Origin of the sequence: Bradyrhizobium sp. AUGA SZCCT0177, assembly GCF_018130125.1 — a bacterium.
Classification (GTDB): domain Bacteria; phylum Pseudomonadota; class Alphaproteobacteria; order Rhizobiales; family Xanthobacteraceae; genus Bradyrhizobium.
This window is the reverse complement of sequence record NZ_JAFCMA010000033.1, coordinates 23491-44195: the sequence shown is the minus strand read 5'-3', so window position 1 is coordinate 44195 and position 20705 is coordinate 23491. Positions and strand designations below refer to the sequence as shown.

Here is a 20705-nt window from a genome sequence, read left to right as displayed (position 1 = left end):
GAATCATATGACATGGACGTTCAGACTTGTTCCAGCGATTGCGCTGGCGGCTGCTTTGCTGGGTGGCGCCGCCGATGCCCAAACCATCAAGATCGGGGTGAATGAACCGCTCACAGGCGCATTCGCTGCTTCCGGTACCTATGTCGTCAACGGCGCCAAGATCGCTGCCGACGAGATCAACGCCAAGGGCGGCATTCTCGGCAAGAAGATCGAACTCGTCATCGAGGACAACAAAAGCAATCCGACGGAAGCGGCCGCCGTCGCCGAAAAACTGATCACCAGCGACAAAGTGCCGGTCCTGATGGGGGCGTGGGGCTCGAGCCTGACGCTGGCCGTGATGCCCAAATTGATGGAGTACGAGGTGCCGATGGTGGTTGAGACCTCATCGTCGGGCAAGATCACCACGACGGGGAATCCCTATGTCTTCCGTATCTCGCCGCCGTCGGCGATCGAGGCTGCCGCCTTCAAGGGGATCGTCGACAAACTCGAACTGCAGAAGGTCGATTTCCTCATCATCAACAACGACTGGGGACGCGGCACTGCCGAGGATTTCAGCAAGATGATGAAGGAAAAGGGGATCACGGTCGGCGTCGTCGAGACGATGGACCAGGGCGCGCAGGATATGAGCGCGCAGCTTTCCAAGCTCAAGGGCACCGATTCCGAAACCATCATCGTGACGACGGCGGTGGACCAACTGACGCTGATCTTCAAGCAGGCCGCGGCGCTGGGGCTCAAGAAGCGCATCATCACCACTGGCGGCTCACAGAATCCGGATCAGATCATCGCTCAGGCAGGAGCCGCCGCCAACGGCACCATGCACCTGACGACCTTCCTGCCCTGGTTCCCCGACAAGACGCCGAATCCGGAGGCGACCAACTACTTCATCGCCGAATGGAAAAAGCGCGGGTTCGACTTCGCCGGCTGCACCGAGAGTTTTCGCGGCTATGACGGCATTCGCACGGTGGCAGCCGCAATCGAGAAGGCGGGCAAGGCGGAGCCCGCGGCGATCAAGGCGGCTATGTGGGACATCAACATCAAGGGCCTGAACGGCGACATCGTGTTCCGGAAATCCGGCCCGGCTGGCAAGGAAAGCGGCCAGAGCCAGCCCAACGTCTATCTGATCGAAATCACCGACGGCAAGATCGGCATGAAGACACTTTGACGTCAAATTGCTGACCGGCAAGGGCCGCGGCGAACCCGCGGACCTTGCTGCGTCGGATAATTGGGAGCCACCTTGAGCGAGTTTCTGCAACATCTGATCAACATGCTGGTCCTTGGCGGCACCTATGCCCTGCTGGGTATCGGACTGACGTTGATCTTCGGCATCATGAACGTCGTGAACTTCACGCATGGGGTGCTTTATACGTTCGGCGCCTACATCATGTTCATCGTGGTGCATCAGCTCGGGGTTAACTTCTTCCTGGCGCTGCCGCTCGCCGTGGTGGCCGGCTGGCTGCTTGGCGCGGCGATCGAGCTGATATTGCTGCGGCCGCTGCGCGGCTCCGATATCGACACCACCATGCTTGTCATGATCGGCGCCTGGATCGCGATGCAGTCCGGCGCCCTGTGGATATGGGGCGGTGTGGCGAAATCGGTGACGACGCCGTTTCCCGAGGCGCCGCTGGTGCTCGGTCCGGTCTCCGTGTCCTGGCTTCGGCTGTTCGTGCTCGCCGCAGCAGCCATGCTGATCGTCGTCACCTATCTCCTGATCAACAGGACAAAACTCGGCTGCGCAATGCGGGCGACGTTTCAGGATCATGACACCGCTTCGCTGATGGGCGTCAATGTCGACATGATCTACACCTCGACCTTCGCGATCGGTTCGAGCCTGGCGGCCGCGGCCGGTGCGCTGCTGGGTCCGGTCTACGTGATTTTCCCGCAAATGGGCGATCTCGCCGCCGTCAAGGCGTTCGCGATCGTCATCCTTGGCGGGCTCGGCAACATCACCGGCGCGGTGATTGGTGGTTTCATCCTGGCCTTGGCGGAAGAGCTGGGCGCCGGCTACGTTTCGTCGGGATATCGCGATGCGATGGGCTTCCTGATCATCATTGCGGTTCTGATCTTCAAGCCGACCGGACTTTTCGCGCGCTCGGAGCGCGTCGGATGAGAACAGTGGTCGCTATTCTGACGGTCGTCGCGTTCGCATCCGTGCCGCTGTGGTTACGCGATCCGTACCTGATGAACGCGTTGATCACGACCGGTATCTTCATCATCGGCGCGATGAGCCTCAATCTGCTGCTCGGTTTCACCGGCCAGCTCAGCCTCGGCCACATCGCGTTCTTCGGTATTGGCGCTTACGTCAGTGCCCTGACGTCGCTTGGTTTCGACGCCGGCTTGCCCTTCGGCTTCCGTATTGTTCACGAACCCTGGCCTCCGATCATCGGCTTTGTGCTCGCGATCGTCGTCGCCGGCTTGTGCGGGTATCTGGTGGGGCTGCTATCGTTTCGTGTTCGCGGCGCATATTTCGTGATTGTGACGATTTCCTTCGCCGAAGTGGTCCGGCTGGTGGCCCTCAACTGGGTCGAGCTGACGCAGGGACCGCTGGCGCTGACCAATATTCCCTCGATCACGATCGGAATGCCGGGTCTTGGAGATCTTACCCTCCGCACCAAGTTGCAGAATTACTACCTCGTGCTTGCTGTCGCGGTTATCGCCTATGTGCTGATCTCGCGCCTGGTCCATTCACATTTCGGCCGCGCGATGCGCGGGCTGATGGAAAACGAAACGCTGGCGGTGTCTGTCGGCATCGACGTGACGAAAACGCTCACGCTGGCGGCAGTGATCTCGGCGGGGATCGCCGGAGCGGCGGGCAGCCTCTATGCGCACTACATCCGCATTATCGATCCCGAGGTGTTCGCATTCATCAATACCGTGACGATGGTGATCATGGTCATCACCGGCGGCAAGGGCTCGCTGGCCGGTCCTGTCGTTGGCGGCATGATCTTCGGACTGTTGCCGGTGTTCCTGCGTCCGATCATGGCGCCGGAGGCACAATGGATCGCCTATGGCGGCGTTCTGATCGTGATCCTGTTTGTATTGCCGCGCGGCATCGTGCCATCGCTGGCGCAGCGATTTGCGAAACGGCGGAGCCGGGTCGAAGCGGTGGCACCGGTTGCCTTCGTAAAGCGCGACGCCAAGGAGCATGCGTGATGGCGGCTCCGGCGACGGCATTGAAAGTCGAGCAAGTCGCCGTGAGTTTTGGTGGGCTCGTCGCACTCTCGGACATGAATTTTACGGTCGGCGAAGGCGAGATCGTCAGCCTGATCGGGCCCAACGGCGCCGGCAAGACCACGGCGTTCAACGTTGTCACGGGCTTTCTGGATCCAACCCATGGCGCCGTGAGCTATCGCGGAACCGCTCTCAACGGTCTGAAGCCGCATCAGATCGCCGATCTTGGATTGATCCGCACGTTCCAGCGCACCAGTGTCTTCCCGAACGACACGGTTTACGACAATTTGCTGGTCGGGCTGCATCGCCAGGGCAGGGTTGGCCTTCTCGAAGCCATTCTGGGCCTGCCGCGCGCGCGGTCTTCCCAGCGCCGTTTGCGCGAACGCGCCAGCGAATTGATCGAACGGGTGGGCCTTGAACGCCGCGCCAACGATCTTGCAGGGTCGCTGTCCTACGGCGAACAGCGGCTTGTCGGCGTGGCGCTGGCGTTGGCGGCCGAACCGTCGATGCTGCTGCTCGATGAACCGGTCTCCGGCATGAACGCCTCGGAAACCCACACCTTCGTGCAACTGATCCGTAACATCAGGGATCGCGGTGTCACCATCCTGCTTGTCGAGCACGACATGCCGATGGTGATGAGCGTCTCGGACCGCATCGTGGTGCTGAACTACGGCCGGATCATCGCCGAAGGCCCGCCCGAAATGATCCGGAACAATGCGGCCGTCATCGAAGCCTATCTCGGCCAGGGAGCGGCGCGTGCTTGAGATCCGGGACATGGTCTGTGGCTATGGCGGCGTCACGGCGCTGCGCGGCATTTCGCTGGAGGTCAAGGCCGGGCAGCTCGTCGCCCTGATCGGCGCCAACGGCGCTGGCAAGAGCACGACGCTGCGCGCGATCTCCGGACTGGTTGCGCCGCGTTCGGGGTCGATGCTGTTCGAAGGCAAGGACATTGCGGGTGCCAAGCCGCCGCGCGTGGTGGCCGCAGGAATCGCGCATTGTCCGGAAGGGCGGCGCGTATTTCCGCATATGACGGTCGAGGAAAATCTCGACATGGGCGCCTATCTGCGCACCGGCTCTGCCGAGATCGCGGCGGACCGCGACCGGATCTATGGCGAGTTTCCGCGGCTTGCCGACCGCAAGCGGCAGGCTGCCGGTACCTTGTCGGGCGGTGAGCAGCAAATGCTGGCGATCGGCCGGGCGCTGATGTCGCGGCCGCGGCTGATCATGTTCGACGAGCCTTCCCTTGGACTGGCGCCCAACATCGTCGAGCGGACTTTTGCGATCATCCGCGGCATCCGCGATGCCGGAACGACGGTTCTGCTGGTGGAGCAGAACGCGTTTGCGGCGCTCGAAATGTGCGACCACGCCTATTTGCTGGAAGGCGGCCGTATCGTTCTCTCCGGGCCTGGCGCAGAGATGATCGAGAACGAGCACGTGCGAAAGGCTTATCTTGGCGGATGAGCAGAACCAAACGACGGCCTTGTCAGGCGACGAAAAATGGATGCCGGTCTGCGGCCTCAGCCGGTTGATTTCACAAACGATCGTCTGTGCCCGTGTGACCGGCGTCGATCTGATCCTGGTCTGGAACGAAGGTCGCGTGGTGGCCTGCGAACGAATGTGCCCGCACGAACAGGCCGACCTCAGTCTCGGGCGCCTGTCCGGAGGACGCTTGTGCTGCCCCCGTCACGCGGCCTCGTTCGATCTGCGCAATGGCCAGATTTCCTACGGCTGGTCGAGCCGGCCATTGCGGATCTACCCTGTCCGGATCGGAGACGATCAGGTCTGGATCGACGCCGGGGCGATCAGATCGCCGGCAACCTAACCGACGAGCTTTCGGGCGATATCCACAAGCGCGCCGTCAGGACGACGCAGCTCGCCGAGGATGCTGAAATGGTCTGCACCTTCGATCGGGACCAGCCTACCTGGCGCGCCTGCGGCCACGCGTGCTTCGTGAAGCTGGATTGAATCGAAAACCAGCGCCGGCAGTTCGGCGGTACCGTAGGCGATATCGAGCCGTTTGTGGACAGCTGGCAGCCGAAGCGGCGACAATTGTGCCACTTCCTGGTCGGTCAGCTTCAGCGCGTTGTTTAGCCCGGTGTCGCGGATTGGCGCAAGATCGTACACGCCCGAAATCGCCAATCCTGCAGCGACGCGCGGGTGATCGAGCGCCATGGCGACGAGGTGGGCGCCGGCCGACCAGCCCGAGAGGATAACGGGACCGGAGATGCCGTATGCCGCTCCGTTTTGCGCCAGCCAATCGAGCGACTGGGATATCTCCGCCACGATCAGGGTCAACGATGCGTCGGGCGCCAGCGAGTAGCCGGGGATGGCAACCGACCAGCCATGCGCCGCGACGCCTTCGACGAGCATGGCAAATACGTCGCGTGCGTTGCGCTGCCAGTAGCCGCCGTGCAGGAACACCAGGCAGGGGGCTGTCCCGTCGGTCGCCGGATAGAGATCGATCTTCGTCCTTTCGCGGTCGCCATAGGGCACATCCAGAACCGATTTGCGGCTGGCGCGCAGCGCTTCGGAAGCCTGGTTTCGTTCAGCGATCAGCGCCGCGCTGTTCTTTACCGCTGCATTGTTGTCATAGGCTGCGTCGCGCTCGGCTTGCGAAAGCGTGGCCCAGTTCAGCCGGGGATCTGAAGACCCGTCGTTCGTCACTCTCGTATCATTCACACAAATTATTCCCATTGCCGACGCTTTCTCCCCGGTCAGTATATTCGCGCGGCCGGTCCCAGCAACCGAACTTGCCAAGCTCGCTGATTACGATCGTGCAGATAATCCAACCGACTGCTCTACGTCCCACCCAAAATGACGCGCGGATTACGGGTCCCGTGCTCCGAGAGGTCAACCGGGTACGAACGTGGGCAATTTGGTCTATTTTGGGCGCGCACGTCCGCTGTTCATCTCCATTGAGAAAGCAAGATAAGCTACTGAAATGGCGAGGCTATCGCTTTCCGTCGCCCCCATGATGGATTGGAGCGAGAGTTAATCTTCTCGAGTGGTTAGAAGGCGGACGTGTGCACGATGCCTGTACCGGGAGATCAAAGAAAATCCAGCGACAACCAGCGTCAGCAGCCTCGCATTTCGATGTGTCGTCGGGTGTGTGTTCCCCGCTGCCGGTCCGGCACACCGAGAGACATTGCGATCGCGCCGCACGGGTCCACGTCGAATCCGGCCTGTCGGTCAGTCGGTACCGCTTTCGTGCACGGCCGAACATCGGAAGCGATTGCCGCTTGGTACGGTCGGATTGACTTCCGCTCCAGGTTTTTCGGTGGCAAAAGCAGCATCTAGCCAGGGCGGTCCCATTGAACGGCGGCCGCGGCTGGCAATATCGCGAGGGTTCACAGCCAGCGGACTTCTCCAATGGCAAGCAAGGTAAGGGCGCATCGCCGCGACTGGGCGATGGGCCGAAGAGAACCGGTCAATATGAAACCAGTATTTGCGGTGCCGCGCCGTGCTCTTGGTGGGACGCGGCTTCAGGTTTCGGTTCTGGGATTCGGAACCGCGCCGCTTGGTGATCTCTATGTGCAACTGGATGACGGCACGGCCATTGATACGGTGAAACGTGCATTCGAGCTGGGCATCAATCTCCTCGACACTTCTCCGCTCTATGGCAACGGCCTTGCCGAACATCGTTGCGGCGCCGCAATCAGGCGCGTGCCGCGCCAGGACATCGTCGTTTGCACCAAAGTCGGTCGCTGGACGGATCCGTTTCGCGGTCGAGGCGACCGTTCCGGTTTTGTAGGAGGGCTGCCGCACCAGGCAGTGGTTGATTATTCCTATGACGGCACGATGCGTTCGGTGGAACAGTCGCTGTTGCGGCTAGGGGTCGACCGGCTGGACCTGTTGCTGATCCATGACGTCGACGTTTGGACTCATGGCGTCGACGCGATCGACGAGCGGTTTCGCGAGGCCATGACTGGCGCGTACGTGGCGCTGGACCGGCTTCGCGCAGAGGGCGTTGTTGCGGGCATCGGGATCGGCGTGAACGAGGCCGAGATGTGCGTGCGTTTCGCGCAAGCCGGTTCATTCGATACCATGCTGCTCGCGGGGCGCTATTCCCTGCTGGAGCAGCCGGCGCTGACAAAGTTTCTGCCGCTTGCGCAACAACAGGGGATCGGTGTGTTGCTCGGCGGCGTATTCAATTCAGGTATTCTGGCAACCGGCGCGGTGAGCGGTGCCAAATACAATTACAGGGATGCGCCACCTGAGATCCTGGCAAGGGTAGCTCGGATCGAAAGCATCTGTGATGCGCATGGCGTTGCCCTGCCAACCGCGGCGTTGCATTTTGCCCTGGGCCATCCGGCGGTGACGAGCGTTGTGCTGGGGGGCCAGAGTCCGCAGGAGGTCGAACGCAACGTAGCCGCGCTGGCCTGCGACGTGCCAGCGGTGCTTTGGGCCGATCTGAAGGCCGAGCGCCTGCTGGCTGCGGAAGCGCCCGTTCCGCTGCCGGTAGCCGGCTGATGCGAATCGATGCGCATCATCATCTGTGGTCTCTCGCGCGTGGCGATTATGGTTGGCTAACTCCCGCGCTCGCGCCGATCCATCGCGACTTTTCCCTTTCGGATCTGGCGCCGCACCTCGCTGCCGCGAACATCAGGGGGACGATCCTGGTGCAGGCGGCACCGACCGAGGCGGAGACCATGTTTCTTCTCGACATCGCGGCGAAGGCACAGGTGGTGCGGGGTGTGGTCGGCTGGACGGACTTCGACGTAGCCGACGGCGGGGCGCGCATTGATGCGCTCGCCATGCACAAACTCTTGGTTGGGTTGCGGCCGATGGTGCAGGACATGCCCGATGACGATTGGCTGCTCCGCCCTGGCTTGGCGCCGCTATTGGCAGCGATGGCCCGAAACAACCTGGCGTTCGACGCGCTGGTGCTGCCGCGCCATTTGCCGCGACTGCTGCGGCTGGTCGATGATCATCCCTATCTGCAGTTCGTGCTTGACCATTGCGCCAAGCCCCGGCTTGCGACCGGCGAGACAGCAGATTGGTATCGCGATGTCGCGCTGCTCGCCGAACGCCCCAACATCGTCTGCAAGCTATCGGGATTGGTGACGGAGGCCGCACCGGATTGGCAGATTACCGATCTGCGGACAGCGGTGGATCATGTCGTTGCGTGTTTCGGACCACATCGCCTGCTATGGGGAAGCGACTGGCCGGTGGTCAATCTGGCGGGCGGTTATGAAAAATGGATTGCCGCCGCCGAAACCCTGCTCGCCGGTCTGTCACCGGACGAAAAGGCGGCTATCTTCGGCGGTAACGCGGCTCGCATCTATCTCTCAAGCCGGGGACGGAATGTTGACGCCAGTTGCTGACGAGAAAAGACATCGCGTTCAGAATGCGCCTGCGGACGCGGAGGGGCGGCCGGCCGGTCGCCGACCTTCGGCCTCGATTTCGTTGCGGATGGCGAACAGCTTGAGATAAGTCGAATAGGCGGCATCGTTCGCCGCCGCCCATATCGGGTCGGCCTTGTGGATCGTCTGCTCCGGCGCCATCGCGTCGAGCGCCGCAAACAGATCCGGGTAAAGCCCGGCCGCGACGGAGGCGACCATCGCGGTGCCGAGCAGCACCGGTTCGGGCGAGTGGGAGATGACGAGGTCTGCGCCAAGCGCATCACGATAAAGGCGTACCATCAGCGGATTCCTGGTGTGTCCGCCGGCGAGACAGGCGCGGTCGATCGCATAGCCACGCGTGTTGAGATGCTCAAGGATATGACGGCTTTGCAGCGCGAGCGCGCGGGCCGTCGCGTAGTAATGTTCGAGGAAGGTGCGTGAGCTCGTCTCCAGGCCAATGCCGCTGACGAGCGCGCGCACCGCACCGTCGCCATGGGGCGCGCGGTTGCCGAGCCAATCGGGGACGATATGCCGCCGCGCGCCGAAGGCGGGGCCTTCGAGATCGAGCAGCGCGAGAATATCGCGCGCAGTTTCCGCGTGTCGCGCCGCCGACGCCTTGCCGGGGCTGGCGGGATGCTGGTCCAGCACGGCGTCGAGCGCCGCGCCCGAAATGCTCATCCCGGCCTCGTGCATCCAGTAGCCGGGAAATACCGCGTCCTTGAAGGGACCCCAGACCCCGGAGATGTGCCGCTTATCCTCCGCCCAGCACATGTAGCTGCTTGAGGTGCCGCCGATCAGCGCCAGCGTGCGGTTCATCTTGTCGCGAAATCCGTGGCCCACGACACCGAGAGCGCCTGCTTCCGCGTCGATCAATCCGATCGCGACCGGCGCTCCCGGCGCAATGCCGAGCGCCTTCGCCGCATCCGCGGATACCGTTCCGTGAACCTGGCCGACCAGGCCCGGCGGCTCGGCGAGCTTGCCGCGCCGCAGCAGATCGGAGAGATCAAGCGTAGCGAGCAGATCGCGGCGCCACGGATCAGGGTCGGCAGGCAGGTAGGGAAACTTGCAGGCAAGCCCGCAGACGGAGTGCCGATCGATGCCGGTCATGCGGCGAGCGACTTCGTCCGAGAGGTCGCGCACGGCGGTGACGCGCGCCCACGCCTCCGGCGTGTGCCGCTTTACCCAGAGAATCTTGGGCAGATACATCTCCGGCGAGACCGTGCCGCCGACATGATCCAGATAATGGTCGCCGGATGCTCCAATCTCCGCTGCCTCGCGCTCGCCGCGATGGTCCATCCAGCAGACCACGTCCGCATCGCCTTGCAGCGGCGGCTCGCCGTTCGCCTCGAAATAGGTCGAGGATGTCGCGTCGACGGCGACGCCCGCGATCGCAGCCGCCGCACCCGGCGCATCGGCAATGGCGGCGCGGATGGCGGCACATACCGCGGCCCAGATTTCGTCCATCCGATAAACAGCGTGGTTTTCCGCGGGCCGCAGCAGTTCGAACGGATGACTGTGCGCGCTCACCAGCCGGCCCGACGCGTCGAACAGCCCGGCGCGCGCCGACAACGTACCGACATCGATGGCGAGCAGCAGGCTCATTGCAGCAGTGCCGCTGCCGCAGATTCGTCCGTGACGAGGCAGCGTACATAGCGCGCGTTCAGAATGCCGCGGATCACCGGCGCCTTGGGTAACCCGCCCGAGGCCAGGATGGAGATCGGATACGCCTTCAGCTCCTGCGGGCTCAGCGCCATGACTCGGGAATTGAGAGGGTGGTCGACCGGGCGGCCGTATTCGTCGAGATACGTTCCGAGCAGGTCGCCGACCGCGCCCGCCTTGCGCAGTCCGTCCAGCGCTTCATTCACAATATGGGTCGCTGCGAGCAGCGAGCGTGGTGTCAGGTCACCGCACGATACCAGCGCGATCTGGCCTTCGCGAGCCCGGCGCATCACGTCCGCAAGTCCGTAATGCGTCAGGAGTGTGGACCGGCTCTCGACCGACGGGCAATAGATCGGTGCCGCGACGTAGTAGCATTCGGCGCCGATCAGGCGCGCAAACTCGGTCGCGACCTCGAACGTGTTGGTGCCGGCGCCGCGCGTCATGCCGCCCATCAGCGAAGTCACCCAGCTGCGGGCGAATCGTCGCTGCTTGAGCGTGCGCGCGGCGGCTCTGAGCGTGCGCCCCCAGCCGACGCCGAGGCCGATGCCATCCTTCAGCAGGGGATGAAGCATCGTGCTCGCGGCTTCGCCGATCACCTGTTGCAGCGCATCGGGATCGGGCAGGCTAGGAACCACGGAAACATCGTCGAGCGCGAAGCGCGCCTTCAGCTTCTCTTCCAGCGCAACGCAGTTGGCGAGCGGCAGCTTGATCTCGACGCTGACGAGCCCATCCTGCCGTGCCTGCCCGAGCAGCTTGTTGACCTTGAGCCGCGTCAGCCCGAGGCGATCGGCAATCTCCTGCTGCGTCATCGCGCCGACATAGTAATACCAGCAGGCTCGAGCCTGGATTTGCGCTTCGGCCAGGTCCTCGGCGTTGATGCGCATTGTCGTCGTTTCGCTGTCGGGTGTGTCGCTCACGGCCTCACCTCACGCATACGCCGGCTTCATCGTGATGCTCCCATTTGTTAGTGGCGGCCAGGTGTCATTCCGGCGTCGGTTCAACTCCCCTTCAGATCGACGAGGACCTTGACGTAGCCGGGCGCATTCTCGGCAAGTGCCGTGAACACGCCGGGCGCTTCCTCCAGCGCGACGCGGTGGGTGACGATCGAGCGTACGTCGATCTTCCCCGCTGCGAGGAACTCAATGGCGCGCGGATAGACGTCGCCCATCCGCCGCGCGAACTTGATGTTCAGGCCGCGGCGGCGGGCGTCCGCGGCGGGCAAGGTGTAAATGTCGCCGTCGGGAATGCCGACAAGCACGATCCGCCCGCCGATGCGCGTCGCGGTTACGGCGTCGCGGAAGCCGAACGGCGAATTTGTCGCTTCCAGCACAAGGGGGCAGCCGCCCTTGGACCATTCGGCAATGTCGGCGGCGCTTTCACCGACGCGATCGGCGCCGATCTTTTCGGCTATTGCGCGGCGGTGCAGCAGCGGATCGCAGGCGAGAACCTCACCGGCGCCGGCAGCCTTCAACACCTGGACGATGAGCAGGCCGATCGGGCCGCAGCCCAGCACGGCCACGCGTTCGAGCATGCGCGGCTTGGCGAGCCCGACGGCGTGAATGGCGACGCCGAGCGGCTCCAGCATGACGGCATCCAGCGCGTCGAAGCCATTCGGCAGCGCGACGAGCTGCGATCTTGGTGCCCAGATGCGCTCCGTCATCGCGCCGTCGAAGGGAGGAGCTCCAATGAACTCAACGTTAGGGCAGAGGTTGGGATGGCCCTCATGGCACCATTCGCACCGACCGCATGCCTTGTTTGGATCGACGGCAACGAGCTGGCCGCGCGTGAGACCGAGTTCCTCGACGTCCTGACAGAGATAGCCGCCGAACTCATGCCCGGGGACAAAGGGTTCGTTGATAAGCGTGCTGCCGATACCGCCGTCCTTGAAATAATGCAGATCGCTGCCGCAGACGCCGACCGAGGCGACATCCATCAGGACTTCGTCCTCGCGCCCCTCGCGCAGATTGAACTGCGCTACCCGCGCTTTGTTGGCGCCGTCGATGAAGAGAGCTCGGCTCATCAACCCTGCACCCGGCTTGTACCGGGTCCCCTTGTGGGACATTCCTATTGTGCTCTCTTACATTCGTATTCTATGGGATGCAACATATGAAAAATGCAAAGAACATTTGTATTTTGACAGAGGTCCAGTTTCTACGAATTATAAAAGTATAGTTATCTCAATCTCTTAGGAAGAGGTTTGGTGCTGCGATCCACCCGCAGACCTGAAGTAATGGTGCAGGTGTCCGTCGCGCGGTCGGTCTCGGGCTGCGCTTCCTCGACCATCTGATCTACGAGCCCACCCGTGCGGCGTTGCTGCACGGTGCGGGGTCGCCAGCTCATCCGATCACCCGGAGCGATATCATCGACAAACTCATGGTGGGATCTCCCGTCGGCCGGAGGATAGCGACGCAACCGCAACGAGTTCGAAGAGGCTGCCTTGAGGTCCGATCAATCATCGAAGCGCGATGGTGAACCGGCAGCATGCGGACCTCGCCTCTGCCTTTACGGAAGCTGGAACCGCGGCGAACAAGCATCGCGATCCATGAAGACGACTTTCGGGGCTCGTTCCGAACCGAACTTGCGAAAGGACGTAACCGAGCTCGGCTCCAGGCTCGCCGATTGCGATGCAAATAAGCCAGCCGATGCCTCTACGCCTCATTCAGAATGATGCGCGGGTTACGGGTCCTGCGCACCGGTCCCGAACTGCCGGCGCTAAAATGACTGAATGGCCTCAAATCCAAGATGGTCAAATAGAATCGGAAGACCGCCGGGTCGAGGAGAACACCGAGTTGAGGTGTCCGATCGGCGTTGTCTGTGCCGAGCGCGGTGGGTAGTGTGTCTTTCTGGCCGCTGGCAACAGGAGAGCGGCGCGGGTAGGGCACGGCTATGAGGGAAGGAGGCAAGTCGCAAAAACAGGACGGTGAATCATGCGGCCTGTCGCGGCAAGACTTCGTGCAGCGCATCTATTCACCGCATTCGATCGCCGCGATCGTTTCGGAGTTGAACGCGCAAGGTGTCGATGCGTCCGAAACACTGGACGGTACTGGACTCGATCGGTCCCAGCTGGAGGCACACACCACCCAGATTTCGTATCGGCAACTCGATACGGTGATTCGCAACGCCCTCCGCCTGTCGAAAGATTCTGCCATCGCGCTCCGCGCGGGTCAGCGCATGCACGTCACGACGTATGGAATGTACGGATACGCGCTGCTGAGCAGTCCCACCTACGCCGACGCCCGCGATTTCGCCAACCGCTACATCCGTGTGATCGGCCCGTTCTGCGATGCCAGCAATGCCTATGACGAGACGACCGTGCTGTGCACCGTCGAGCCGCGGCATTGGGTGGACCCCACCGAGGACGCCTATCGGTTTGCGGTGGAGTTCGCGCTGGCGGCACATTTGATGATCGCCCGGGATCTGGTCGGGCCATCATTCAGATACTCGCACGTCGCCGTCGTGTATGCGACGCCGCAGCATGTCGCCTTCTACGACGAACTGTTCGCATGTCCGGTTCTGTTCACGCAGCGAAGCAACGCCTATGGCTATGATTTGGCGACAGCTGATGGTCCGGTATCGCTCGCCGACCCGCGCAGTCACGCCATGGCGCGCGAGATGTGCGAGCAAATCCTGGCTGAGGTCAATCGCGGAGGCGGCGTCGCGGCGGACGTTCGGCGGATGCTGATCGAACTGCGCGGCCGATACCCCGGCATCGAAGTTGTTGCCGAGAAGCTCTCGATGCATCCGCGGGCGCTGCGCCGCAGGCTGGAGGTGGAAGGGACGGCTTACCGCGATATCCTGGCCGAGGTGCGGATGCATCTTGCCATCGAGTACCTTCGCAAGACGAAAATGACCAATGAGGAAATCGCCAATCGGCTGGGATACAGCGACGCCGCCAATTTCCGGCACGCGTTTCTGCGGTGGACGGGAAAGAGTCCGTCTGATTTCCGGCTTTCGCTTGGCATCTAGCTAGGCGGAACGAGATGAGGTGGAGCCGGGACGACGGACCATTTTCTTCTCGTGCCCCGGACGCCAGCAGCACGGGTGCTGCAAGGCCGGGTTTTTCTACTTTGCATGGGGTTGTTTTCGCGATTTTGTGTCCGGGCTCGCGCTGCGTTCAGGACACCCGATCGTCAGGGCGTTTTCCAGCCAAGCATCATGCATGCAGCAGTCGCCGCGCGTTAAATGATTGCAGTGCAGCACGAATCCGGCAGAGCTTGGCATCGCGGACTGTGTCCCAAACTCACCGGGCAAGCGGGTCATTTGCACCTTTCGAGGGTCGAAGGCGCTCGTTACCGTAACCTCAAATCAAGCTGCACGAGAGGTCTGATCCGAACCTGAGCGTTCCGATCCCGATCAAGCCAAAGACTTGATGTGAGCGCGCCATGAGCGCTGCATTCAAAGGGGAGGAATTGTGATGGATCGGGCGACCGAACCCGTCGGGCCGCCGTCGCGGCTGCTGCTGGCGCTCGAGATGCGCGGCATTTGGGAGTTGCAGGCGTTCTTCGCGACATATCCGTTGCTGCGGCAGGCGCCGCGTGGCGATGGCCATCCGGTGCTTGTGTTGCCCGGCCTGGCGGCAAGTGATGTCTCGACCCGACCGCTGCGAACACTTCTGAAAGACCTGGGCTACGCAGCTCATGGCTGGAAGCAGGGCTCGAACCATGGTCCACATCCCGGCGTAGAACCCGGCATCGACGAGCGGCTCGCGGAACTGTTCGCGCGCTATCAGCGCAAGGTCAGCCTGATTGGTTGGAGCCTAGGCGGCGTCTTTGCGCGCGAGGCGGCGCGACGGACGCCATCGCTGGTACGCCAGGTGATCACGCTCGGCAGCCCCTTCGCCAACGAACCCAAAGCAAGCAACGCCTGGCAGCTCTATGAAACCCTCAGCGGGCGCCGGGCGGAAGACTGGCCCGGGCGCGAAGCCATGAAGCTGCCGCCTCCGGTGCCAAGCACCGCGATCTACAGCCGTAGCGATGGCATCGTCGCGTGGCAGGGCTGTCGTGAACAAGAGAGCGCGACAACCGAGAATATCGAGGTGGAAGGCAGTCATTGCGGGCTCGGGCACAACCCCGTCGCGCTCTATGCCATCGCGGACCGGCTCGCGATGCGGGAAGGCGAATTGTGGCCGTTCGACCGAAGCGGCCTGAAACGCCTGCTTTTTCCGGACCCGCGGCGGCATCACCAGGCTAGCGCGGGCGGCTCCGATGCCGGCCCATTCGCCGCATAGGGTTGGCGGCCTCTGCCGCGACGTGATCACGGCCGGAGTTCAATCGAAGAGGAGGGTTTTTCATGGAAGCAGACAGCAAGCAGCCGGGCGGCGCGATGTGGTCCGACGATCTCAGGAAATTTGCCGAGAAATTCCAAACGCCCGGACTCGACATAGCGGCGCTGATCGAATGGCAGCGCAAGGACATGGAGACGCTGGTCGAGGCAAACCGGCAGGCTTATGCAGGGGTTGCGGCGCTTGTCGAGCGGCGCAACGAGATCCTGCAAGAAACGCTCGCGCAATGGCAGGCTGCGATCAAGGATGCGAGCGGTGCGGACAGCCTGACCAAGCAGGCGGAAGCGGCCAAACTTGGCGTTGAAAAGGCCTTGGCGAATTTCAACGAACTGTCTGCGATGGAAGCGCAGTCGCGCAACAGCGCCTGGAAGATCGTTCAGGACCGTTTGCAGGAAAATCTCGGCAACCTGCAGAAACTATTGCTGCCGAAGTAAGTCAGCGCCGGCCGTCCGGATTTTGCGGCTTGCGGCCAGTAAGGCTGCTGCGGCGGACGGATCATCCGATACGCCGACCTGGCGGAAGACGTGCGTTGTTCTGGGAGAAGCTCAAGATGAACGACATGCCCTGGATCAAATCCTACCCGGTGGGTGTGAGATGGGATGCCGAGATCGTTTCGATGCCGGTGCAGAACATTCTCGATGACACCATCGCGAAATGGCCTGATCGGCCCGCGCTCGAGTTCATGGGAAAGCGTCTGAGCTATCGCGACCTCGGCGACCAGGTGGATCGTGCGGCGCGCGGGCTTCAGCGACTTGGCGTCCGGCCGGGCGTGCATGTTGGCCTGTTCCTGCATAACACGCCGCACTACGTCATCGCGTTCTTCGGCGTACTGAAGGCCGGCGGTACGGTGGTCAACTATTCGCCGCTCGATGCCGCCAAGGTTCTCGAGCACAAGATCGAGGATAGCCGGACGGATTTCCTGATCACGCTCGACCATGTCACGCTGTATCCGCAGATGGCGGGAATGCTCGGCAAGACAAGGCTGCAGAAGCTGATCGTCGGCAGTCTGGCCGAGATGACGGCGTCGCCGGACGTGCTCGCAGGCCAGATGAAGGCGGCCGGGCAGGTGAGCGATGTGACGTGGGACGACAGTCGCATTCGCTTTGCCGACCTGCTCGACAATGACGGCGCGCCGGAACACCACCCGATGTCAGATCCGCGCGAAGTGATCGCCGTGCTGCAATATACCGGGGGCACGACCGGCCTGCCCAAGGGCGCCATGCTGACCCATGGCAATCTGTCGGCGGCCTGCCAGCAGTTCTGGGAGACGACGCGCGGCAATCCGCCGGTGCTCGTCGAAGGGCAGGAGCGGATGCTCGCCGTGCTGCCGCCCTTTCACATCTATGCGCTGACCGTGAACGTGCTGTTCGGCATCCTCGCCGGCGCCGAAATCATCCAGCATGTGCGCTTCGACCCTGAGGCCGCGCTGGCGGAAATTTCGCGGAAGCAGGTCAGCGTGTTCTGCGGCGTGCCGACGATGTTCACGGCGCTGATCAACCACCCGGAGACGCCAAACCACAGCCTTCGCTCGCTCAAATATTGCGGCTCGGGCGGGGCGCCGCTGCCGCTCGAAGTGGCGCAACGGTTCGCGGATATCACCGGCTGCCATCTGACCGAAGGATGGGGCATGACGGAGACCTCGCCGAGTGGTACCTTCACGCCGGCGCAGCCCGGCGGCATGCGGAAGGCCGGGTCGTGCGGGATGCCGGCGCCCGGCATCGTGATCAAGTTCCTCGGTCTCGATGGCAAGGCGCAGTATGTCCCGCTCGGCGAGCGCGGGGAAATCTGCGTCAAGGGCGCCAACGTCATGAAGGGTTATTGGAATAATCCGCAGGCGACGGCCGATGTCACCACGACCGACGGTTTACTGCGCACCGGCGACGTCGGTTACATGGACCAGGACGGGTTCATATTCATCGTCGATCGCACCAAGGACATGCTGCTGTGCAGCGGCTACAACGTCTATCCGCGCGTGCTCGAAGAGGCGATTTACATGCATCCCTCGGTCGAGGAAGTCGCGGTAATCGGCATCCATGACCATTACCGCGGCCAATCACCCAAGGCCTTCATCAAGCTGAAAGCTGGTGTGGCGGCGCCTTCGCTCAGTGAGCTTCAGGCGTTCCTGAAGGACAAGCTCGGCAAACACGAAATGGTGCAGGCGCTTGAAATTTGCCCCGAGTTGCCGAAGACCGCCGTGGGAAAGATTTCGAAGAAGGATTTGTATGACGAAGAGGAGCGCCGGCGCGTGAGACGCGTGGGAGCAGCAGAATGAAACGCTTCAGTGCCGGATGCGCACAATTTCTCGACACCGCAAAGGAGCGATGAGGATGGATCAACTCAGCGGCATGGATGCCTCCTTCCTGCATCTCGAAACGCCGGAGACGCCGATGCATGTCGGCAGCCTGATGCTGTTCGAGCTTCCCGACGGATATCAGGGCGACTACTACGAAGAAGTGAAGGCCATGCTTGGCAAGCGCCTGCATCTGGCTTCCGTACTTTGCCGCAAACTGGCGCAGATGCCTTTCGAACTCGCCGAACCGGTATGGATCGAGGACGATGATATCGACCTCGACTATCATGTGCGCAGCGTTACGCTGCGCCGCCCCGGCACGATGGCGCAGCTTGAGCAGTTGATCGCGAGGCTGCATTCCACACTGCTCGACCGCAGCCGGCCGTTGTGGGAGATGTACGTCATCGAGGGTCTCGAGAACGGACAGGTCGCATTCTACTCCAAGGCCCACCACAGCGGCGTCGACGGCAAGGCCGGGGTCGAGCTTGCAAAGGTGCTCTATGATGTCTCGCCGCAGATGCGCGAGGTGCCGCCGCCACGCCGCAAGCGCGGCGGCGTCTCCTACCAGCTTGGCGTCACCGAACTGCTGCAAGCGGCGGTTGCCAATTCGGCCGAACAGTATCGCAAGCTGGCGGATCTGCTGCCAACCGCTGCCAAGGCGCTAACCGCGGCGGCAACCGTGGTCGCCAACCAGCGCACGACCGGCGGCGAGCGCTCGCTGAATCTTGGCCTTGCACCAAGGACGATCTTCAACGATTCGATCACCAACCAGCGCTCCTACACGACGCTGTCGTTGCCGCTGGCGGACATCAAGCAACTCGGCAAGCGAGTTGGCGGCACCGTCAACACCATCGTCATGGCCGTGTGCAGCGTCGCGCTGGATCGCTTCCTCAAGGAGCGCGATCTGCTTCCAAAGGAAACGCTCATCGCGGTGGTTCCCGTGAGCCTTCGCACGGAAGGCGACAGCGCGATGAACAACCAAGTGTCGATCGTCCGCGTCGACCTGGCAACCGACATCAAGGATATTCCGGCGCGCTTCAAGGCAATCCATGCCTCGTCCGAGGCCGCGAAAGCGGTGGTGCGCGAGCTCAAACCGGTCCTCGGGGTCAACGTGCCGATCACGGGCTCGCCATGGCTGATGACCGGGCTCGCCTCGTTGCTCGGCCGCTCCAACTTCGCGAGTCGCGCGCCTGCCGCCGGCAATGTCCTCATCTCCAATGTCCCGGGCCCGCCGACGCCGCTCTACATGGCCGGAGCGCGGATGGTGCATTACCACCCGGTGTCGATCCCGTACCATGGCAGCGCGCTGAACATCACGGTGCAAAGCTACGCCGGCCTGCTGGAGTTTGGCCTCACTGCCTGTCGCCGCGTGTTGTCGCAGGAAGAGTCCTACGAGCTGGTGGAGCACCTGCGGGCGGCGCTGCGCGAAATTGAGGCGCTGCCTCCGGTCGAGCAGGCTCCTGGAGGTGCATCAGGTGCCGATGCATCCCGGCGATCCGCATGATAGGCTGACTGACATAAAGATAAGCAATCCTTGGGGGGGGAACCATCATGCATCCGACTGGCGCGCAAACGTCTTCGCCGCAATCGCTGGCGTTGGAGAGCGGGGAACTCAAGGCGGTTTTCTCGAAGGTTAGCTGGCGCCTCATCCCGCTGCTGCTGATCGCTTACATGATCGCCTATCTCGATCGCATCAATATCGGCTATGCGCAGCTGCAAATGAAGCAAACTCTGCCGTTCGATGATGCCGTCTACGGCCTGGGCGCGGGGATATTTTTTATCGGATACTTTTTGTTTGAAGTGCCGAGCAACCTTCTGCTGGAGAAAATCGGTGCGCGCAAGACGCTGTTGCGTATCATGGTGCTCTGGGGTCTGACCGCATCGGCCATGATGTTCGTGTCCACGCCACTGCAGTTCTACGTGTTGCGATTCCTGCTCGGTGTCTTCGAGGCAGGTTTTTTCCCAGGTGTCATTTTGTATTTCACCTATTGGTATCCATCGGTGCGGCGCGGCCAGGTCATCGCGATCTTTATGTCCGCCACCACGATCATTTCCGTGCTTGCCGGACCGCTTTGCGGCGCTACCTTGAAATATTTCGACGGGGTCAGCGGGCTTTACGGCTGGCAATGGCTGTTCCTGGTGCAGGGATTGCCGGCGGTCATTCTTGGGTTCCTGGTGTACTTCCTTCTGGAGGACAAGCCCGCGAATGCTGCCTGGCTCTCGAAGGACGAAAAGAAGCTGCTCGAAGACAGCCTTGCGCATAGCGTGAAGGCTGTCGGAAGCGAGCCTGCCGGCACGTTCGGCGGCTTGCTGCGGGATCCGAAAGTGTATGCCCTGTCGCTCGTTTATCTGCTCCTGCTGGGTGCTACCTATACGATGGTGTTCTGGCTGCCGACCTTGATTCAGAGTTGGGGGATCAAGGATCTGTTGCTCGTCGGGATCTACGCGGCGATCCCTAACGCGGTCGGTGTCATCGGCATGATCCTGATCGGCCGGCATTCCGACAAGTGGCGCGAGCGGCGCTGGCATTTTGCAGCATGTGTGGTGATTGCTGCGATCGGCCTCTTCGCGACGACGCTGCTGCAGGGCAACCTGGTCGGATCGCTCCTGGCGCTGTCGTTCGCCGTGATCGGAATAGCGTCGGCTACGCCTCTGTTCTTTGCGTTGATCAGCGAATACCTCTCGGTCGGAGCTGCCGCCGGTGGCCTCGCGCTCATCAGCAGCCTCGGCAACCTCGGTCCGGCGATAAGTCCGACGATCAACGGGCTCATTGTCCGGAGCACAGGTGACAATACTTACAGCATGTATTTCGTGATTGCGCTCTATCTTCTGTCCGGGCTGCTCCTGCTCCTGACGATCCGGCCGACTTCAACCGCGGGTGTGGCAGCGCCGGCGGCTGCGCACTGACGGAACCTGACAAGATGCCTGTTGAGTTGGGTGACTGCGACGCGTCGCGCCGAGGAGC

The 20705-nt window shown here is 62.3% G+C and carries 18 protein-coding genes; 14 read left to right on the top strand and 4 right to left on the bottom strand.

What is annotated here, in order from left to right:
- The first annotated feature begins 7 nt into the window (after positions 1-7).
- The 6 genes from JQ597_RS30460 to JQ597_RS30435 all read left to right on the top strand — a co-directional run bounded on the left by JQ597_RS30460 (position 8) and on the right by JQ597_RS30435 (position 4990).
- Positions 8-1162, top strand: coding sequence for an ABC transporter substrate-binding protein (locus JQ597_RS30460; protein ID WP_212269168.1), 1155 nt, complete (start codon positions 8-10; stop codon positions 1160-1162).
- Positions 1163-1234: 72 nt separating this feature from the next.
- Positions 1235-2107 carry a branched-chain amino acid ABC transporter permease gene (locus JQ597_RS30455; RefSeq protein WP_212269167.1) on the top strand — a complete coding sequence of 291 codons (873 nt, stop codon included), beginning with the start codon at positions 1235-1237 and terminating at the stop codon, positions 2105-2107.
- Positions 2104-3150: a branched-chain amino acid ABC transporter permease gene (locus tag JQ597_RS30450; protein ID WP_212269166.1), complete on the top strand. Its 1047-nt coding sequence runs from the start codon at positions 2104-2106 to the stop codon at positions 3148-3150. Before JQ597_RS30455 ends, JQ597_RS30450 begins: the two co-directional genes overlap by 4 nt.
- Complete coding sequence (locus JQ597_RS30445) at positions 3150-3932, top strand: ABC transporter ATP-binding protein (RefSeq protein ID WP_212269165.1); 783 nt, start codon at positions 3150-3152, stop codon at positions 3930-3932. The genes JQ597_RS30450 and JQ597_RS30445 overlap by 1 nt, the downstream gene beginning before the upstream one ends.
- Positions 3925-4629 carry an ABC transporter ATP-binding protein gene (locus tag JQ597_RS30440; protein WP_212269164.1) on the top strand — a complete coding sequence of 235 codons (705 nt, stop codon included), beginning with the start codon at positions 3925-3927 and terminating at the stop codon, positions 4627-4629. The genes JQ597_RS30445 and JQ597_RS30440 overlap by 8 nt, the downstream gene beginning before the upstream one ends.
- 19 nt (positions 4630-4648) lie before the next feature.
- Complete coding sequence (locus JQ597_RS30435; protein WP_249148328.1) at positions 4649-4990, top strand: Rieske (2Fe-2S) protein; 342 nt, start codon at positions 4649-4651, stop codon at positions 4988-4990.
- Here JQ597_RS30435 and JQ597_RS30430 read toward each other — a convergent pair.
- Positions 4987-5862, bottom strand: coding sequence for an alpha/beta hydrolase (locus tag JQ597_RS30430; RefSeq protein WP_212269193.1), 876 nt, complete (start codon positions 5860-5862; stop codon positions 4987-4989). The genes JQ597_RS30435 and JQ597_RS30430 overlap by 4 nt on opposite strands.
- A 738-nt stretch (positions 5863-6600) precedes the next feature.
- Here JQ597_RS30430 and JQ597_RS30425 point away from each other — a divergent pair.
- Both JQ597_RS30425 and JQ597_RS30420 read left to right on the top strand, forming a co-directional pair.
- Positions 6601-7638, top strand: a complete 1038-nt coding sequence (locus JQ597_RS30425; protein ID WP_502754704.1) for an aldo/keto reductase — start codon at positions 6601-6603, stop codon at positions 7636-7638.
- Positions 7638-8492 (top strand): amidohydrolase family protein, encoded by an 855-nt coding sequence (locus JQ597_RS30420; RefSeq protein ID WP_249148327.1) that lies wholly within the window; start codon positions 7638-7640, stop codon positions 8490-8492. The genes JQ597_RS30425 and JQ597_RS30420 overlap by 1 nt, the downstream gene beginning before the upstream one ends.
- Positions 8493-8510: 18 nt before the next feature.
- On the opposite strand, the gene JQ597_RS30415 is transcribed toward JQ597_RS30420, so the two are convergent.
- From JQ597_RS30415 to JQ597_RS30405, 3 genes are all read right to left on the bottom strand, one after another.
- On the bottom strand, positions 8511-10112 hold the full coding sequence (locus tag JQ597_RS30415) for an FGGY-family carbohydrate kinase (protein WP_212269163.1): 1602 nt from the start codon (positions 10110-10112) through the stop codon (positions 8511-8513).
- On the bottom strand, positions 10109-11086 hold the full coding sequence (locus JQ597_RS30410; protein WP_312017345.1) for a sugar-binding transcriptional regulator: 978 nt from the start codon (positions 11084-11086) through the stop codon (positions 10109-10111). The genes JQ597_RS30415 and JQ597_RS30410 overlap by 4 nt, the downstream gene beginning before the upstream one ends.
- Before the next feature lie 80 nt (positions 11087-11166).
- Positions 11167-12189 carry a zinc-dependent alcohol dehydrogenase gene (locus JQ597_RS30405; protein ID WP_212269162.1) on the bottom strand — a complete coding sequence of 341 codons (1023 nt, stop codon included), beginning with the start codon at positions 12187-12189 and terminating at the stop codon, positions 11167-11169.
- A gap of 980 nt (positions 12190-13169) precedes the next feature.
- On the opposite strand from JQ597_RS30405, the gene JQ597_RS30400 reads away from it, so the two are divergent.
- The 6 genes from JQ597_RS30400 (at position 13170) to JQ597_RS30375 (ending at position 20647) form a co-directional block, all read left to right on the top strand.
- Positions 13170-14135, top strand: coding sequence for an AraC family transcriptional regulator (locus JQ597_RS30400; protein WP_249136058.1), 966 nt, complete (start codon positions 13170-13172; stop codon positions 14133-14135).
- Between the two features lie 448 nt (positions 14136-14583).
- Positions 14584-15396, top strand: coding sequence for an esterase/lipase family protein (locus JQ597_RS30395; protein WP_212269160.1), 813 nt, complete (start codon positions 14584-14586; stop codon positions 15394-15396).
- A 62-nt stretch (positions 15397-15458) separates the two neighbouring features.
- Complete coding sequence (locus JQ597_RS30390) at positions 15459-15884, top strand: phasin family protein (protein ID WP_212269159.1); 426 nt, start codon at positions 15459-15461, stop codon at positions 15882-15884.
- 116 nt (positions 15885-16000) lie between these two features.
- Positions 16001-17722, top strand: a complete 1722-nt coding sequence (locus tag JQ597_RS30385) for a long-chain-fatty-acid--CoA ligase (protein WP_212269158.1) — start codon at positions 16001-16003, stop codon at positions 17720-17722.
- A gap of 55 nt (positions 17723-17777) precedes the next feature.
- Positions 17778-19244 (top strand): WS/DGAT/MGAT family O-acyltransferase, encoded by a 1467-nt coding sequence (locus JQ597_RS30380; RefSeq protein WP_212269157.1) that lies wholly within the window; start codon positions 17778-17780, stop codon positions 19242-19244.
- 47 nt (positions 19245-19291) lie between these two features.
- A complete protein-coding gene (locus JQ597_RS30375; RefSeq protein ID WP_212269156.1) occupies positions 19292-20647 on the top strand; it encodes an MFS transporter in 1356 nt (451 codons plus the stop codon).
- Positions 20648-20705 lie beyond the last annotated feature (58 nt).

What these genes read in the sequence shown, in the direction of transcription:
- JQ597_RS30460 (WP_212269168.1), top strand. Translation starts at nt 8, where the DNA reads ATGACATGGACGTTCAGACTTGTTCCAGCGATTGCGCTGGCGGCTGCT.
- JQ597_RS30450 (WP_212269166.1), top strand. Translation starts at nt 2,104, where the DNA reads ATGAGAACAGTGGTCGCTATTCTGACGGTCGTCGCGTTCGCATCCGTG.
- JQ597_RS30445 (WP_212269165.1), top strand. Translation starts at nt 3,150, where the DNA reads ATGGCGGCTCCGGCGACGGCATTGAAAGTCGAGCAAGTCGCCGTGAGT.
- JQ597_RS30430 (WP_212269193.1), bottom strand. Translation starts at nt 5,862, where the DNA reads ATGGGAATAATTTGTGTGAATGATACGAGAGTGACGAACGACGGGTCT.
- JQ597_RS30425 (WP_502754704.1), top strand. Translation starts at nt 6,601, where the DNA reads ATGAAACCAGTATTTGCGGTGCCGCGCCGTGCTCTTGGTGGGACGCGG.
- JQ597_RS30420 (WP_249148327.1), top strand. Translation starts at nt 7,638, where the DNA reads ATGCGAATCGATGCGCATCATCATCTGTGGTCTCTCGCGCGTGGCGAT.
- JQ597_RS30415 (WP_212269163.1), bottom strand. Translation starts at nt 10,112, where the DNA reads ATGAGCCTGCTGCTCGCCATCGATGTCGGTACGTTGTCGGCGCGCGCC.
- JQ597_RS30405 (WP_212269162.1), bottom strand. Translation starts at nt 12,189, where the DNA reads ATGAGCCGAGCTCTCTTCATCGACGGCGCCAACAAAGCGCGGGTAGCG.
- JQ597_RS30395 (WP_212269160.1), top strand. Translation starts at nt 14,584, where the DNA reads ATGGATCGGGCGACCGAACCCGTCGGGCCGCCGTCGCGGCTGCTGCTG.
- JQ597_RS30390 (WP_212269159.1), top strand. Translation starts at nt 15,459, where the DNA reads ATGGAAGCAGACAGCAAGCAGCCGGGCGGCGCGATGTGGTCCGACGAT.
- JQ597_RS30385 (WP_212269158.1), top strand. Translation starts at nt 16,001, where the DNA reads ATGAACGACATGCCCTGGATCAAATCCTACCCGGTGGGTGTGAGATGG.
- JQ597_RS30380 (WP_212269157.1), top strand. Translation starts at nt 17,778, where the DNA reads ATGGATCAACTCAGCGGCATGGATGCCTCCTTCCTGCATCTCGAAACG.
- JQ597_RS30375 (WP_212269156.1), top strand. Translation starts at nt 19,292, where the DNA reads ATGCATCCGACTGGCGCGCAAACGTCTTCGCCGCAATCGCTGGCGTTG.